Annotated in this window: 10 protein-coding genes and 1 tRNA gene; 9 read left to right on the forward strand and 2 right to left on the reverse strand. The window is 57.5% G+C overall.

Annotated elements, in window-relative coordinates:
• Positions 1-63 precede the first annotated feature (63 nt).
• Positions 64-1,158 (forward strand): tRNA dihydrouridine synthase DusB, encoded by a 1,095-nt coding sequence (gene dusB / locus UH5x_RS18290; protein ID WP_047816648.1) that lies wholly within the window; start codon positions 64-66, stop codon positions 1,156-1,158.
• Positions 1,159-1,183: 25 nt separating this feature from the next.
• Here dusB and UH5x_RS18295 read toward each other — a convergent pair whose 3' ends face one another.
• Complete coding sequence (locus tag UH5x_RS18295) at positions 1,184-2,518, reverse strand: alkaline phosphatase family protein (RefSeq protein ID WP_047816649.1); 1,335 nt, start codon at positions 2,516-2,518, stop codon at positions 1,184-1,186.
• 153 nt (positions 2,519-2,671) lie between these two features.
• On the opposite strand from UH5x_RS18295, the gene UH5x_RS18300 reads away from it, so the two are divergent.
• A complete protein-coding gene (locus tag UH5x_RS18300) occupies positions 2,672-4,363 on the forward strand; it encodes an alanine/glycine:cation symporter family protein (protein WP_482633266.1) in 1,692 nt (563 codons plus the stop codon).
• A 206-nt stretch (positions 4,364-4,569) separates the two neighbouring features.
• On the opposite strand, the gene UH5x_RS18305 is transcribed toward UH5x_RS18300, so the two are convergent.
• Positions 4,570-4,642, reverse strand: a tRNA-Phe gene (locus tag UH5x_RS18305).
• A 171-nt stretch (positions 4,643-4,813) separates the two neighbouring features.
• On the opposite strand from UH5x_RS18305, the gene UH5x_RS18310 reads away from it, so the two are divergent.
• The 7 genes from UH5x_RS18310 to UH5x_RS18340 all read left to right on the forward strand — a co-directional run bounded on the left by UH5x_RS18310 (position 4,814) and on the right by UH5x_RS18340 (position 15,776).
• Positions 4,814-5,812 carry a hypothetical protein gene (locus UH5x_RS18310; RefSeq protein ID WP_047816651.1) on the forward strand — a complete coding sequence of 333 codons (999 nt, stop codon included), beginning with the start codon at positions 4,814-4,816 and terminating at the stop codon, positions 5,810-5,812.
• Positions 5,813-6,025: 213 nt separating this feature from the next.
• Entirely contained in the window at positions 6,026-6,730 is a 705-nt protein-coding gene (locus tag UH5x_RS18315; protein ID WP_047816652.1) for a MotA/TolQ/ExbB proton channel family protein, read from the forward strand.
• Positions 6,730-7,215: an ExbD/TolR family protein gene (locus tag UH5x_RS18320; protein WP_047816653.1), complete on the forward strand. Its 486-nt coding sequence runs from the start codon at positions 6,730-6,732 to the stop codon at positions 7,213-7,215. The genes UH5x_RS18315 and UH5x_RS18320 overlap by 1 nt, the downstream gene beginning before the upstream one ends.
• 70 nt (positions 7,216-7,285) lie before the next feature.
• On the forward strand, positions 7,286-8,023 hold the full coding sequence (locus UH5x_RS18325) for an ExbD/TolR family protein (RefSeq protein WP_482636019.1): 738 nt from the start codon (positions 7,286-7,288) through the stop codon (positions 8,021-8,023).
• Between the two features lie 113 nt (positions 8,024-8,136).
• Positions 8,137-11,517, forward strand: a complete 3,381-nt coding sequence (locus UH5x_RS18330; RefSeq protein WP_482633267.1) for an outer membrane protein assembly factor BamB family protein — start codon at positions 8,137-8,139, stop codon at positions 11,515-11,517.
• Between the two features lie 3 nt (positions 11,518-11,520).
• Complete coding sequence (locus UH5x_RS18335; protein WP_482633268.1) at positions 11,521-13,902, forward strand: ABC transporter substrate-binding protein; 2,382 nt, start codon at positions 11,521-11,523, stop codon at positions 13,900-13,902.
• Positions 13,884-15,776 (forward strand): hypothetical protein, encoded by a 1,893-nt coding sequence (locus UH5x_RS18340; protein WP_482633269.1) that lies wholly within the window; start codon positions 13,884-13,886, stop codon positions 15,774-15,776. The genes UH5x_RS18335 and UH5x_RS18340 overlap by 19 nt, the downstream gene beginning before the upstream one ends.
• The last annotated feature ends 31 nt before the right edge of the window (positions 15,777-15,807 follow it).

Here is a 15,807-nt window from a genome sequence, read left to right on the forward strand (position 1 = left end):
CCAATGATGCAAGGCGACGATAAACTGAGGTGAAAACAAACCGCCGCGAAAATCGACCGTCGAATGATTGAAAAAGACGCCACGCCCGTTTCCGCCCCCACGCGAACCGTGCCGCCGCTACGGATTGGTGACTTGGTCATCGACCCACCGATTCTGCAGGCGCCCATGGCTGGGTTCACCAACGCTGCGTTTCGCCACATTGTACGTCAATTCGGCGGTGCCGGGCTGCTGGCCACGGAAATGGTCAACGCTCGAGGGTTCGTTTGGTTGGATGAAAACGAAGCCGAACATCCGGATCGATTGTGGGGGGTGGCCGACGAACCCCGGCCGCTGGCAGTTCAGATTTGGGACAACGATCCCGAGACCATGGCCAAGGTCGGTCGCCGGTTGGCAGAGGAGTACCGTGTCAGCGTCGTCGACATCAACTTCGGTTGCCCGGTTCGGCAGGTGACTGAAAAAGCTCACAGCGGAAGCTACCTGCTGCGGGAACCGAGTCGGATGCATGCGATCATTTCGCGATTGGTGGAGGTGTGTGCGCCGACGCCCGTGACGGCGAAAATCCGTTTGGGGTGCAGTCGCGAAAATATCAACTGCAACGAGATCGCACGGGTGGTCGAAGAAGCGGGGGCGGCGGCGCTCACCGTTCATGGGCGGACGGCGGCGGACATGTTCCGTGGCAATGCGGACTGGGAACGAATCAGCGAAATCAAATCGCATCTCCGCAACATCCCGTTGATCGGGAACGGCGATTTGGACAGCGCTGAAAAGGTGGTGGCGGCGTTTGAGTTGTACGACGTCGATGCGGTCATGATCGCCCGCGCGTGCCTGGGCCGGCCGTGGTTGTTTTCGCAAGCGGCGGCGGCGCTGCGGGGCGAACCGATTCCGCCCGAGCCGACTCTGCCGGAGCAGCGCGACGTGATGCTCAAGCACTACCAATTGGTGGTCGATCGCTTTGGCGAAGAGAAGGGAACCGTGCTGATGCGCAAATACGCGTGTTGTTATGCCCAAGGCAAACACGGGGCCCGTTACTTCCGGACTCATGTCGCCAAGGTTTCTTCGGCCGAAGAATTTCATTCGGTGGTCGAGGAGTATTTCCCGCTGCACGACCCCAAGCGGGAGTCGCAGGACGCCGAGAGTGTTTCCAGCGACGCTTGCTAACTCGATTTTAGGGTAGCGAAACTCGTCAAGAGTTTCGTTCGTTGCGGGAAAGCCGAAAGTCTTGACGACTTCCGCTACGAGGAGCTAGGAGCTGCTCAACGTAGCGAGGAAAGCCCTGCATGGTTTCCGGCAGCTCGCTGGGGCCGATGATCAGGGGGCCATCGTTGTGGTCGGCGGGGAGGACGCCGTGGCTGCCACGCACCAGCGTTGGATCGAGCGGGATCACATCCATTTTGTAGCGGAGCCCTGCTTTCTTTTGAGCCAACCGTGCTGCCGCGCGAAGTTTGCTGGTCAGGAACAGTTCGCACGGGTCGTAGCCCGGTTTGCGATGAATGTCGACGGTTCTGGCAAAGTCCGGTGCGTTCGCGTTGTCGAGCCAGTAGTAGTAGGTGAACCAAGCGTTCGGTTCGGCCAACGCGATCAGTTCACCGCTTCGTGGATGATCCAGTTGCAGGTCGCCGGGGGAGACGACCGCGGCGATGCCGGGGGTTTGTTCCAGGGTGCTGCGAACGGTGGGGATGAGTTCGGGGCGGCGGACGTAGACGTGGGCCAACTGGTGATCAGCGACGGCGAAGGCATCGCTTTCGCCAGGCAACATGATTTCGCCGAAGGGGCCGCGGCGGACTTTCAGCCAATCGTTGCGACGCAGGATTTGGTTGATGCCGACGGGGGTGTCGACGGGAACGAGTCCGTATTCACTGACGACAACCACTTGGGCGCCGATTTCGCCGGCGGCCTCGATGACCTTTGCCGCGGCCGCATCGACCTCGGCAACTCGGGCTGGATCATGGTGGGGCAACCGCTGGAAGTCGTAATCCAGGTGAGGCAGGTAGCACAGCGTCAGTTGCGGTTGCTTCTCTCGCATCACGAGTGCGGTGGCTTGGGCAATCCATTCGCTTGAGGCGATGCCGGCGGCGGGGCCCCAGAAACCGAAGAACGGGAAGGGGCCAAGTTTCTCCGTGAGATTGCAGCCAGACCAATCCAGGATGTCAAAGACCTTGCTGCCGTCGCATCCATAGTGAGGTTTGGGCGTGGCCCCGTACTGGGCGGTGGTGGATTGGTTGAACCACCAAAACATCTTGGCCGTTTCGTAGCGATCATAAAAAACGTCGCCTTCAATCAACGTCCGGGCTTGCTGCCAGAAGCGGATTTCTTGGGTGTCGCGGTACAGCCAGCCGTTGCCAACGACGCCGTGATCTCGCGGGGCAAGCCCGGTCAGCATGGTGGCTTGGCTGGTGCAGGTCACGGCCGGAACCGGGCTGGTCCAGGGCCGGTGATTTCCCATCGCGGCCAGGTTGGGCGCGTGGCGAAGCAGTTTGGGGGTCAATCCAACGACGTTCAGAATGCAGAGTTTTGTCACGTAAGGCTACTTTTTTGCGAGTTCATCCGCTTTCGAGCGTTTCTTGGCACATCGCTGGTGACAAACCCCCGACGCGTTTGCGAAGGATTCACTATCCTATGGCCCATCTCCCCATCAGTTTGGTTCGAATCAGTCCTTCGTACAGGAGTCTTCATGTTGTTGTCAAAGCTCGCTCGTTTCAGCTTGCTAAGAATCGCCACTTTAATTGTTGCCCTGTTCGGGGTGGGGGGAGCGGCTGCATTCGCGCAAGAAGAAGTGACCTCGGAGGAGGTGGTGGAGGAGTCGGTCGCTGAACCGGCGTTGGGGCTGGACCAGCAGGTCGATGAATGGTTCAAGCCGATCGCCGACACCTGGGGCAGCATTGTTTTTTACAGTGTGGAATTGCCGGGCGTGGGTCCCCTGCCATGGGTTTTGATCTTGCTGGTCGGCGGAGCGTTGTTCTTCACGATCGTGTTTGGGTTCATCAACCTGCGGTTGTTTCCGTTGGCGATCGAGGTGGTCAGCGGGAAGTTTGACGAGATTGAAAAACAAGGCCAGACGATCCCCACGGGGGTTGAGGTCATGGAGGTGGATGGTGACTTGGTCGACACCATCCGTGACGAGGGTGAAGGCGAGGTTTCGCACTTCCAGGCTCTGGCGACCGCGGTTTCGGGAACGGTTGGCCTGGGGAACATCGCGGGTGTGGCCGTCGCGGTTGCCACCGGAGGTCCCGGGGCGACTTTCTGGATGGTCGTCTGCGGTTTGCTGGGCATGTCGACCAAGTTTGTTGAATGCACCTTGGGCGTGAAATACCGCGACGTGGATGCCAATGGTGTGGTCCATGGCGGACCCATGTATTACCTGAAAAAGGGGCTCGCTGAACTCGGGCTGGCACCACTCGGAAAAGTGATGGGCGTGTTGTTCGCCATTTTCTGTGTGGGTGGATCGTTTGGCGGAGGCAACGCGTTTCAGTCCAACCAAGCGGCTCAGCAGATCAAATCCTTGCTGAATTTGCCCGACACTGGGTCCTCCGGAACGATCATCGGTTTGGTGATGGCAGTCTTGGTCGCGATTGTGATCATCGGCGGCATCAAGCGAATCGCGAAGGTCACCGAGAAGGTCGTGCCATTGATGGCGTTGATGTACGTGATCGCGGCACTCGGGATCATCTTGATGCACATTCAGGACGTGCCCTGGGCGATCGGGCAAGTCATTTCCGGTGCGTTTTCGCTGGAGGCTGGCTTTGGCGGTTTGCTGGGCGTGATGGTCCAAGGGTTCCGTCGGGCGGCATTTTCGAACGAAGCCGGGGCCGGTTCGGCTGCCATCGCTCACTCCGCCGTGAAGACGCGTTTTCCCGCCTCCGAGGGCATTGTGGCGTTGCTGGAGCCGTTCATTGACACGGTCGTGATTTGCACGATGACCGCGATCGTGATCGTTTTGTTCAACGCAGACAATTCGTTCGAGTGGGGGCAGGTCGAGTCCAGCATGGTGCTGATCGACGGTGCTCGTTTGGGTGGGGTGGATTTGACCTCGGCCGCGTTTGACAGCGTGTTGCCCGGTTTTCGCTACTTGCTGACGATCGCGATCATTCTGTTCGCGTTTTCGACCATGATTTCCTGGTCTTACTACGGTCTGCAGTCGTGGAAGTATCTGTTTGGACGCAGCTTGGCAGCGGACTTGTCCTACAAATTGCTGTTCTGCGTGGTGGTGGTGATCGGAGCGGCGGTTTCGCTGGGATCTGTCATCGATTTCTCGGACGCGATGATCTTTGCGATGGTCTTTCCCAACATGATTGGGCTGTTCCTGCTGTTCCCGAAGGTTCGCGACGAACTGAGCAAGTACCTGGAAGCCATCGGCAGAAAGTAGCCGGTTGGCCTGCGTGCCAAGTGAAACAGGCCGCCGGGGCATCTCGGCGGCTGGTGGGGAATCCGGTGATTGCCGATTCACCCCGGTATTCGTTCCGCGGGGGAAGGCTGGAATTGATTCAAACCGAGGTTTGATTCCAAGCGGCGGATCGCCGCGATTGAGAAGCTCTTTCATCGTCTGCGTGGTGCAGTCGTGAAAGGCGAAAGTGGTTAGAGGCGGGCTCGAACCGCCGACACCGGCCTTTTCAGGGCCGTGCTCTACCAACTGAGCTATCTAACCGTGATTTGGAGGCAAATTGCCTCACAAATGTTACCGTTTGCTTGCGCCAAAGAACAAGTTCCTCGGCGACAAGGTAGGAAAGTACGCTATGATGGGTGTCGTCGTCAATCGGCCTCTTCAAAACACTTTTCCTGGCCAACGATTTGGTCGTTCCTTGCTCAAGGACTGAATATGGCTTCTTCCGATCAAAATGTGATCGACGAACCGCAGATCGACGAAAAAACGACTTCCACGAGCAACGACGGTGCGTCGCAGGGGGCGGGGTCTGTCAGTTCAGGGGGCATGTCGGAGATCCAGAAGCAGCGTTTGGAAGAACGGGAGCGTTTGCGGACCAGCAAATTCGACGTGGTGACCTCGCTGTTCATGTCCCTGATTTTGTTCATCGGGGCTTTTGTCGTGATGTTGTTCATCGTCTGGCTGACGATGCGAATGCCAGAGAGAGTGAAGTCTTTCCCGCCCATTGAAGAAAATGCGGCCGGTCGTGCCGACAATGCCGAAGGTTTCGAGCGTGACTTTGAGCCGCCAGGGGCGGAAGAAGTCGAGGAGCTGATGGAGCCCACTCTGCAGGACACCATCGAAGCGGTGACTGACGCGGTCAGCAGCGTCGCTGGTGCCTTGGACACGATGAACACCAGTGCCACAGCCAGCACCGCGGGAACGGGCAAAGGGGACAGCCGTCCACCAGGCCCCGAGGGGGAAGGCGAAGACATCATCCCTCGATTCGAGCGTTGGCAATTGAATTTTTCGGCCAAAGGGCTGAAGCCCTACGCCAGCCAATTGGATTACTACAAAATCGAGCTCGGTTCCATCGGTGGATCAGTCCAAGGGGTCGATTACGCGAGCGACTTGGCTGGCAAGCCGAAGTCGCGGCACGTCGACGACAGTGAGGCTGAAAAGCGGCTGTATTTCATGTGGACGACGCCCAGCCCGCTGATGCAATTCGATCGGACGTTGCTGACTCAGGCCGGAATCAACGTCAACGGCCGTCAGATGCTGAAATTCATCCCGGAACAACTCGAGAACGAATTGGCTCATATCGAACTGGAATACGCCAGGGAAAAAGGGCATCCCAGCGTCGTTTCCATTGCCAAAACGGTCTTTCAAAGCACTGCCAGCGGAAGCGGGTACCAATTTGAGGTGGTCGAACAACGCTATCGCAAAGGCAAATGACGTGAAATTTCGAATCGGGTAACCACAATGGAACGCGGCAGCCTTTGTTGTCTCCACTCCTCGTTCCCATTCTCCGCTCACACCGGATCGTGAGATTCCCATCGCGGGAATCAACGCGGACTGACACTGAACCAGACTTGTCTCGTCAGCGAGACGCCCAACCGAATCCCAACCAAACAATCGCATCACTCTGAAAGTACATAGGACAAAACGTTGTTGCTCGCTGAAACTTCGCTGTACGAAATCATCTCCAACTCAACGTACCTGGCGCTGGCTGCCGTTGCACTTTGGGGGCTGTATCAGATCGTGATCGTGTGGACCCGGGTCGGTCAGAAACGATTCAAGACGGAAGAACAACAGGACGCGTTCATGGACGACGTTGAGCAAATGTTGCGAGCGGGCGACTACGAAGGTGTTCACGAATACTGTGACGGAGACGTTCGAGCGATCCCACAAATGATCGACATGGCCGTCGTCAATCGCGAAGAAGGGTTCAAACGCGCCAAGCAAATCATGATGGACCGCTTTCAACGCGACGTGATGAGTGACCTCGAGTACCGACTCAGCTGGGTCAGCACCGTCATCAAAAGTGCTCCCATGATCGGGTTGTTCGGGACGGTGTTCGGAATGATGGGAGCGTTTAAAACGCTGGCCACCGCCGAGCAGGTCGAACCATCGGCGCTCGCCGGCGACATTCAAGTCGCGTTGGTGACGACCGCCAGTGGTTTGGCGATCGCGATTCCACTGATGTTGTTGGTGGCCACCGTGATGATTCGAATTGCGAAGATGGAAGATTTGCTCGGATCCGGTCTGCAGCGGTTCTTCGAAGCGTTCAAAGTTGGGCTGGCCAAGTCACAAGGTGCCGCTGCCAAAAACGGTGCCTCCGCTAGCGCCGAAGTCACTGCTGGGGTGCGATGATGAGTCAGGGATTCATTGACGACGATGAGGATGACGAACCAGCGCTGCCTCGGAAGAAGCGACCTGAGGAGGAGATGGACATCACACCGATGATCGACATCACGTTCCTGTTGCTGATCTTCTTTGTGGTCGCTTCCAAGATGGATCCGACGCAAACGGGAAAGATTCCGGAAGCCACCAACGGCTTGGCCATTTCGGCCAAGGATTCAGCGGTCATTTTCATTGAGCCCGCCGGCGGTGATTCTCCCGCGATTTTGCGTCGCTACGACGGCAGCGAATTCAGCAAAGACGAAGAGACCGCAACCAGCGAGATCGTTGAATACCTGACTGGCGAATTGGAAAAGTCCATCGGAACGAACAAGAACCAAGTGATGTTGCTCGGGGACGCCGAGGTGAAGGTGTCCGAGGTCACCCGGGTTCAGAAAATCGTCGGGGATGCGTTTCAAGATTTGGAATTCACCTACATCGCCGTTAAAGAACAGTAACCCGCATCCGTTTTGAGTGACAAAGATGTCAATCCAATTTGAGTGCCCTTCCTGCGGTGAGTCACGTCTTGTGAACGAACGCTTGGGCGGACGAAAAATTCGATGCCCTGGTTGCGATTCACCAATCACGATCCCGGTAGCTCCCGTTGTGGCGGAAGCCGAACCGGTTGAGGTGGAGCTCGTGGAAGCGGAACCGATTGCGATGGATGCCTTCGAAGCGGAGCCCGTCGTCGAAGCCACGGTGGGTGCGGAAGCCGAAGAGGCGGGGTTCGGCAGTCCCGCTCATGCCGCGATGCGAGACGAGCTCGCGGCCGTCTCAGAGGGCGTGGAGCCCGCCGCGTTCAACCTGGACGACGATGACGATGCCCTGCCACCGCGTAAAAAACGTGACGACGGTGAACTCGACATGACACCGATGGTCGATGTGACGTTCTTGCTGCTGATCTTCTTCATGGTCACGGCGAGTTTCTCGTTGCAGAAATCGATTCAAATGCCTCGCCAGCAATCCGAACTTCCCAGTACGAACAACGACCCAGAAGAAACGGACGAGAAGGATCCGGTCGAGCTGGAAATCGACGAGAACGGCGGCTTCCTGGTTCTCGCTCCCGAGTGGGAAAAAGAAACACCCGGGAAGCAGAATCTGATCAGCGCCCTGAAAGAGGCGGTGGGCGACAATCGGGATGGCATGCAGTTGAACATCAAGATTCACGAAAACGCCAAGCTCCAGTTTCTGGTCGATGGCATGGACGCTGGCACCATCGCTGGCTTCGCCGCCCTGCAGGTCACCGAAGTCGACGGTTTTGATTGACGCTTTTCTTGACGCTCGTCCCCACCACCAGCACGTTGGCGAATTCCCCACGTCGGCGTTTGTGATTCTTTGACTCTTGTCTTTTCTCTCCACCAACAGAACCCACCGGCTCGATGGTCGGCGGTTTCACAATCAACAACATGCTTGCAAACGAACTGATTGACCAACTGGAACGGCGGGGTCTCTTGGACCAAGAGATCATCGAGGCGTTGCGGGAACAAATGTCGCAAGGAGGCTCACGCGTGACGCCCGAAGCGGTGGCCAAGCTGTTGGTCGACAATGGCCAGCTGACACGATTCCAAGCGACCAAGCTGATTGGCGAACTGCGCAGTGAGTCATACGATTCCGAAGCTGCGGAAGTGGTCGATGGCGAGGAGGATCTGACAGCACAACTGATCGATGACGACGATGTTCCCGAAGCCATCATCGAAGACGACGACCCGTTCGGTGACAATCCCATTGAAGTCGAAGCCGTTGTCGCGGAACCCGTCGAAGTGGTCGCCGAAGCGGATTCGATGGGGGACGCACCATCACGCGGTCGCCCGTCCTCCTCTCGGATCAAGAAACCTGAGACCAAGTCGACTTGGGACTCATTTAAAATCTACGGCTACTTGGGAATCATTGGATTCTTGATCATTGCCGGCGGTGTGCTTTGGTTCGTGCTTTCGAAGGGCAACGCGGACGAGTTCATCGCGCTCGCCAACAAACAATACGACAGCCAAAGCTATCAGCCGGCTCAAGACGCTTACATCGCTTACCTCGATCAATTTGGCGAAAGCAGCCAATACTCTTCGCTGGCTCGAACGCGAATCACGATGTGCGAGTTGTTTCGTGCGGAGCAGATGACCGATCCGGTGGCTGGGTTGGAAATGGCGAAGGAGAAGTTGCCAACCGTTATCAACGAGGAGGCAATGAACGATGAACGTGGCAACCTGGCAGGTTTCCTGGTCGATGTTGCCGAGAACATCGCCAGAGAAGCGGAGGCGGCCAAGGAAACCGAAGAAAAACGACGCTTGCTTGAGCGGCTTGATGAGCAACAAACGTTGATTGACAACCCGAACTACATGTTGTCATCGATGAAGACGACTTTGTCGGGTCGGTTGTTGCAACTCTCAGAGGCTCGCAACCGCGTCAAACGAGAAATCGATCGCAACGTTCGCCTGGACGAGACGGAAGCGGCGATGCAAGCCGCACTCGCGGAAAAGAAGACCAAGGAAGCCTACGACCAACGTGATTCGTTGCTGCGTGATTTCCCTGAACTGGCCAAGGACTCACGCTTGGTGACGTTGGTCGAGGAGGCCAGCGAGATCCAGCAAACATTGGTCAAGCCATCGGCGAAGACACCTGAGATCAGCGCGGAGCCTGCCGGAGATGCCGCGCTGCGGTCCATCGTGTTGACCACGCGCCAAGGCAATTCGATTCCCGGCATTGAAGACGAGGTCTTCTTTCTTCGTGCGGGTGGATCGGTGTTGGCGTTCGCAGTCGACGACGGTCGCTTGTTGTGGCGTGATTACACCGGACAAGGCGAAGACTACACGCCGTTGCGATTGGACGATGGCACGGCGGTTTTGTTGTCGGACATGGCCAACGATGAAATTCGTCGCTGCCGTGGAGAAGACGGTGAAGTGGAGTGGCGTGCGAAAATCGGCGAACCGTTTGTCGAACCCGTTGCCGGACGCGATTCCATTTTGGTGACGATGAAGTCCGGGACGCTGGCCGCGATGGATTCGGATTCTGGCGACGTCAAATGGTCAACGGATCTGTCCCAGGAATTGTCGACGCCCGCCGGACTCGATGACACTCTGAATCGGATTTACATTCCCGGCAGTCACAGCAACCTGTACGTGCTCAACGCACGCGATGGCAAATGCATCGAGAGTTTGTATCTCGAACACGATGAAGGAACGATCGCGGTCGCTCCCGTGTCCTTGCTCGGCCACGTGTTTGTGATCGAAAACACGGGCAGCGATTACGCTCAAGTTCACGTTTTGAAAGTCGATGAAAACGGGGAGAACATCAAGATTGCTCAGAGTCCATTCCGGTTGGATGGCAACGTGGTGGTTCCACCGATTGTTCAGAATCGTCGTCTGATCGTGTTGACCGATCGCGGCCAAGTGGCGGTGTATGACATCGAGCCAACCTCGGAAAAAGATCAGGTCTCGTTGATCGCTCAGCAGGTCGCCGCGTATGACAAACCCACGCTGACTCGGATGGCGGTCGGACGCAGTCAAATGTGGATCACGGGCACACGAATTGGTCGCTACGAGTTGCAGATCAACACGGGGCGAGTGGTTTTCAGTTGGGGGAAAAGTGAAGGTGACACCTTCATCGGCCAACCATTGTCGCTCGAAGATGTGCTCGTCCACGCTCGCGTCTTGAAAGGCACCTCTGCGATTCGCGTGACGGCGGCCGAACCCAAGACGGGGAACATGCTGTGGCAAACCGATGTGGGGACCCCGATCGCGATGATCACGCCTGCACCGGAAAGCGGTTTCCATGCCGTGACCAGCCAAGGAGCCTTGTTCGAGTTGACCTCGGAATCACTGGCGACGGGCTCGACGCAGGGCCCGATTGAGAACCCCGGTGCCAAGGGGATCTCCATGAGTTTCCAAAACCCAATCGCGGTGGACGACGTTCGCCGCATCCTGTTGAACCAAGCCCAGAAGGGCGAAGCGTTGATCTACGACCCGACTCGTCGAAGTGAGAAGCTTCGCAAGGTCACATTCCAATTGACGGGGCCCAAGCCAACCGGCGTGGCAACGTTCAGCGGTGGTGGTTTGTTCTTGCCGCTCGATACCGGACGCGCGGTGTTGATGGATTGGCAAACGGGGCGTGTCAAAGGGGCACCGTTCCAACCGGCCAGCGACCCCACGGCGACCGTCGAGTGGACCAACCCCATCAACAGTGCTGCGGACCCGGACCAAGTCTTGATCGCAGACAGTCGTAAAAAACTGTACCGGTTGCGAGTCGGCGACCAAATTCGAGAGTTGTCGAGCGTTGATTTGGAGTCGCCTTTCTTAGGAACCGTGGCGGGTGTGGAGTCGAGTCTGCTTGGCAGTGTCAGTGGTCCAGCCTCGGACTTCTTGGTGGGGCATGACCAGACCGGTCTCGAGCAAACCTTCAAGAAGGTCTTGGATGGACGTGTTGTTTGGGGACCCGTTGCGGCCCAATCCGAATCCACTGGCGAGATCGCATTGGTGATCACGGATGACCAAGTGTTGCGAGGCTTCAGTGCCTCGGGCGAACCTCTCTTTCAAACGCAAATGCCTGAAGCCGGTCAGTTGGTTGACCGGGTCGTCTCGATTGGTGGACGCTGGGTTTTGACGGGGAAAGACGGTTGGTTGACCTCGATCGATCCCGCTTCGGGCAACGTGGTTGGGACAACGAAACTTGGCCAGCCTTTGTCGGCCGGTCCTTTGCCGGTGGGCGATAAGCTGCTGGTCCCGGGCACCGAAGGTGTCGTTTACATCACGAACATTCCCGGTGACGCCTGATCCATGCACTTCCAGTCCTTGATGAATTCCAACGTGTTGCATTTTCGACGACCTCGCCGCCTTCACCGCATGGTTCGGAATAGCATTCTGTTCCTGATGCTCTGTGTTTTGGGTGCAACCAGTGCGCAAGCTCAGTTGCTCAACTACGCCGAATCCGGCCGGCCGGAAGCTCCCGGTTTGGAGCTGTTGCAAGAAGAGCCTCATGACCTGATCTTCTTCACGGAAAAGGCCGGTGGCGGTTGGGTGAAAACTCGGTTGCTGGAGTTGCCGAGGCGAGAGATGCCAGCTTCCCCCAGTGGGTCGTTGAAGTTCAGCATTGTCGGTGTGGAGCAGCAGGAGTTTGTTGCCAAATGGACGGACATCCAGAACATCGACTTTTGGGAAACACGGCTCGAACGAGAGACGGCGGAACGGATCAAGGCGGGTGATTTCGTCGGTGCTTATCCGTTCCTGTCCGTGCTGATTCGTGACTACCCGGCTCGGCCTGGCATGCGTCAATTGCGGACTGAGTTCCTGTGGCGAGATGCGGGGCGACGCGCTAAGAATCGAGAGTTCGGTGCGTCACTGGCCATGCTGGAGGAGCTGCGTCGCTACGCTCCCGAATACAAAACACAAACGGTGCTGACCGCGATCGGCGCGTTGACGGATCAACTGATGGAACAACTCGTCAGCGATGGCAAGTTGGAGTTGGGCCAGCAACTGCTCGCTCGATTGGAAAAGGAGTACCGGGGCCAGAATCTGTCGTCGATCAAGAAATGGAACGCTCAATTCCTGTCGATGGCGGAAGACAAACGGGACCTCGCCTTGGCGGCATTGGAAGCGAAGAACTACCGCGACGCTCGCAAATTTTCGCGAGAAAGCATTTTTCTGAAACCGGACATCGAAGGCGGCACGGAACTGGTTCGCAAAGTCGACCAGATCTACCCGCTGGTGAATGTCGGTGTGCTCCAAACGGCCACCGTGCTGGACCCGACTCGCTTGGACAACTGGGCCGCGCGTCGTGCTGGGCGGTTGCTGTACCGTGTCCTGTTTGAGATGCAGGGGGCCGGTCCCGAGGGTGGCGAGTACGAGTTCATTTTCGGCGACACCGAGCAGAGCCCTGACCGTCAGCGGTTTTCGATGTTCATTGAACCCGAGCGTTTGCCGGAACCGCTCAACAAGGTCGATGGCTTTTACCTCGCGGATGTTTTGGCGGAACGCGTCCAATCAGAATCACCGACTTACTTCTCGCCTTGGGCGGCCGCGGTTCAGGCCATCGGGCTGGACGGTCCCAAGCGGATTGACTGCATTTTGCGTCGTCCCAATGTGCTTCCGTCGGCGCTGATTCAGGTCACTGTCGATGGGTCCTGGTTCGGTGGCGAGCCTGGATCGCCGACGGGGGACTATCGCCGAGATGTCGTCGAAGGCGACGTGGTGCGGTACGTTCTCAAAGGCGAGCCCCGCACCGAATTGCAGCCTCGAGAAATTGTCGAGATTCGAACCGAATCCGCCGCCGAAGGGGTCAGTAAACTGCTGCAAGGCGAAGTCGACGTGTTGGACCAACTGTTCCCCGCCGATGCGGTGCGGTTGTCCAGCAATCGGAAGGTGCGAGTGGTCAATTATCCCTTGCCCAGCGTGCACATGCTGGTTCCCTGCAGCGACCACGAGTACCTCGCCGACAAGACATTCCGACGTGCGTTGGTGTACGGCACGAACCGCGAAGACATCCTCAACGGCGAGTTGTTGGAAAGCTTGGAAGTGCCTGGTTGCCGCGTGCTCTCCGGTCCTTTCCCTGCCGGGCTCGAAGACAATGACCCGCTCGGTTACGCCTACGACCAATCCATCGCACCTCGCAACTATGAGCCTCGTTTGGCGAAGTTGCTGATGACGATGACGACCAAACAAATGGAATCCGAGGCATCACGCAAGAAGGAAAAACCACCGGAGCTGAAGCCGATTCGATTGGCGTTTCCGCCGGAGAACCTTTCCCGGATCGCTTGCGAGGCCATTCGCAGCCAGTGGCAGTTGTTGGGGCTTGAAATCGAGCTTGTCGAACTGCCGGTCGGTCGCGCGTTCCCGGATCCTGGCACCGCTGACATCGCCTATGTTTCCGCGGCCGTTTGGGAACCGATCATTGACGCTCGACGAGTGTTGGGCCCCGAAGGCATGGCCGGCAGCACCGATCAATTGGTTGGTTTGGGGCTGCGTCGATTGGAGGAGTCAAAGAACTGGCGCGACGCTCGAGATCGTTTGTTGGATTTGCACGCGATCGCTCACCACGAATTGCCCGTGTTGCCGTTGTGGCAATTGGTTGATTCGTATGCCTACAGCCGAGAACTGCTGGGTGTGGGTTCCGACATCGTGTCGCTGTATCAAAACGCTGAGAAATGGCGGTTGAGTCAATGAGTATCGCAACCTTGTTTTCCAATTTCCGTTTTCTGCCACGGTGTGCGATTGGACTGATCGTCTTGTTCGTGACGTTCGGATCGCTCGCGTCTGCGCCGGCTCAGGAATCGGGTGCCGAAACCACTGTCGTCGCGGATGCCAATGCAGAGGCTGATCCCGAGGCGGAGGCCGAGCCTGAGGAGCCACCCCCGTTCGACTTTGCCCCTTACCGAACCTTGATTTGGGTGGCCTCCGATTCGCCGCGTGTGTCTGCCGACACGTTACGAGACGATTTGCAGAAGGTGCTGGATCGCGATTTTCATGCGGTGTGGCGAACGACGATTGCCGACGCACCCACGTCCGTTGCCTCGATGGCAATGCGCGTCCTGTCCGAAGTCGACTTCGACACGTTGGCTGCCACCGACCCGGTGATCGCGCTCAAAAAATCTCACAATGACGCGGTTCGAATTCGTTTCGCAGGCGATGTGGGACGTTACGCCTCCAGCATTCTGACCACGCCAGGACGCATGGAAGAGGTGCGTTCGCGATTGGTTGGCGATCCAGGTTCCCCCAAGAATGCTTGGTTGCAAATCCTGCATCCGGTGGAGGGCGATGCGGTCGCGCTGAAAGAAGCATGGGCGACCGAGACCACGGAGGCCATCTTGGTCTCTCGCGGGATGGCGGAAACGCTGACGGAGCCCGAAGCCAAGATCATCGTGCCGCCGATCACTGGCCAAGTCATTGATGCCGCCCAAGCCTATGACAAGATCTTCATCGTTCGAATTCGAACGGCGACCACGCCCATGAAGGTTGAAAGCGTGGAATTCGACACACTGATGCGGTACTTCGGTGACACATCCAGCGCCACCGTGTCGAGTTTCAATCTGTTGCCCGAAGTGGTTGGCTCGACATTGCGAGATGTGTTTGCTCCCGTCGCTCGGATTGATGATGCGGGGAAGAGCAACGCGGTGGGATTGGTGCGAGCATCCGGCTTGGTGACCGACAAGGAATCGCCTGCCCTCGTCCAGGTGGGCGACGTGTTGGTGCCGATGGTTCGCAAGGACGATCGCAACGGCAATCCGATTTCGATTGGGCCGCTCGACTGGGCCTACTTGCTGGCAAAAGAGTTGGATGGCAGACGCGTCAAGATGGATTTCCATGCAGGGCGTGCGGGCGGTTTGCAAGGTCGCAAGAATGCCAGGACGCACCGGATGGGACTGCGGATTCGGCCGCGGAAGGACCAGACCCTGTTGCGTTTGCATGCCAAGGGTGACCCCAATCAGCCGCTGATTGGATACGAGATCTACGAAAAGGAACTGGAAGGCAAAAGCATGACGTTCATCGGACGCACCGATTGGAACGGTCGCTTGGATGTCGAGTTTGCCAAGGACCAGCCACTGCGTTTGCTGTATGTCAAGAATGGTGGAGCGGTGTTGGCTCGATTGCCGATGGTCCCCGGGCACCATGCAAATGCTGTCGCGGATCTTGCCGGCGACGACATGCGGTTGCAGGCGGAATCCTACATCCGTGGCGTTCAGAACTCGATCATCGACTTGCTGGCGATTCGTGAATTGTTCAAGGCTCGGATCATGATGCGGCTGGAACGAGGAGACCTCGAATCGGCCGAAGAGTTGTTGGAGGTGTTGCGGAACCAACCGACCAATGAACGGCTCGCCAATGACATGGGCAAGCGTCAGACCGAATTTATCAAAGCGATTGGCAAGAATGCCAATCAGCAACGCAAGGTCGACGAGATGTTCAGCGTGACCCGTGAGTTGCTGACCAAGCACATCAGCCCGAAGCTGGTGCGTGACTTGGAAGAGGCTGTGATCGAGTCCAAGGAAAATGGCGGCAAGCTGCCGCCGAAGTCGGACGAGGAAGCTGCAGCAGAGTAGAACATTTGTCCCCAAATGTTTGCGTGACGGG

The organism is Rhodopirellula sp. UH5, from assembly GCF_056839225.1.

What these genes read in the sequence shown, in the direction of transcription:
- UH5x_RS18335 (WP_482633268.1), top strand. Translation starts at nt 11,521, where the DNA reads ATGCACTTCCAGTCCTTGATGAATTCCAACGTGTTGCATTTTCGACGA.
- UH5x_RS18300 (WP_482633266.1), top strand. Translation starts at nt 2,672, where the DNA reads ATGTTGTTGTCAAAGCTCGCTCGTTTCAGCTTGCTAAGAATCGCCACT.
- UH5x_RS18330 (WP_482633267.1), top strand. Translation starts at nt 8,137, where the DNA reads ATGGTCGGCGGTTTCACAATCAACAACATGCTTGCAAACGAACTGATT.
- UH5x_RS18320 (WP_047816653.1), top strand. Translation starts at nt 6,730, where the DNA reads ATGAGTCAGGGATTCATTGACGACGATGAGGATGACGAACCAGCGCTG.
- UH5x_RS18340 (WP_482633269.1), top strand. Translation starts at nt 13,884, where the DNA reads ATGGCGGTTGAGTCAATGAGTATCGCAACCTTGTTTTCCAATTTCCGT.
- dusB (WP_047816648.1), top strand. Translation starts at nt 64, where the DNA reads ATGATTGAAAAAGACGCCACGCCCGTTTCCGCCCCCACGCGAACCGTG.
- UH5x_RS18310 (WP_047816651.1), top strand. Translation starts at nt 4,814, where the DNA reads ATGGCTTCTTCCGATCAAAATGTGATCGACGAACCGCAGATCGACGAA.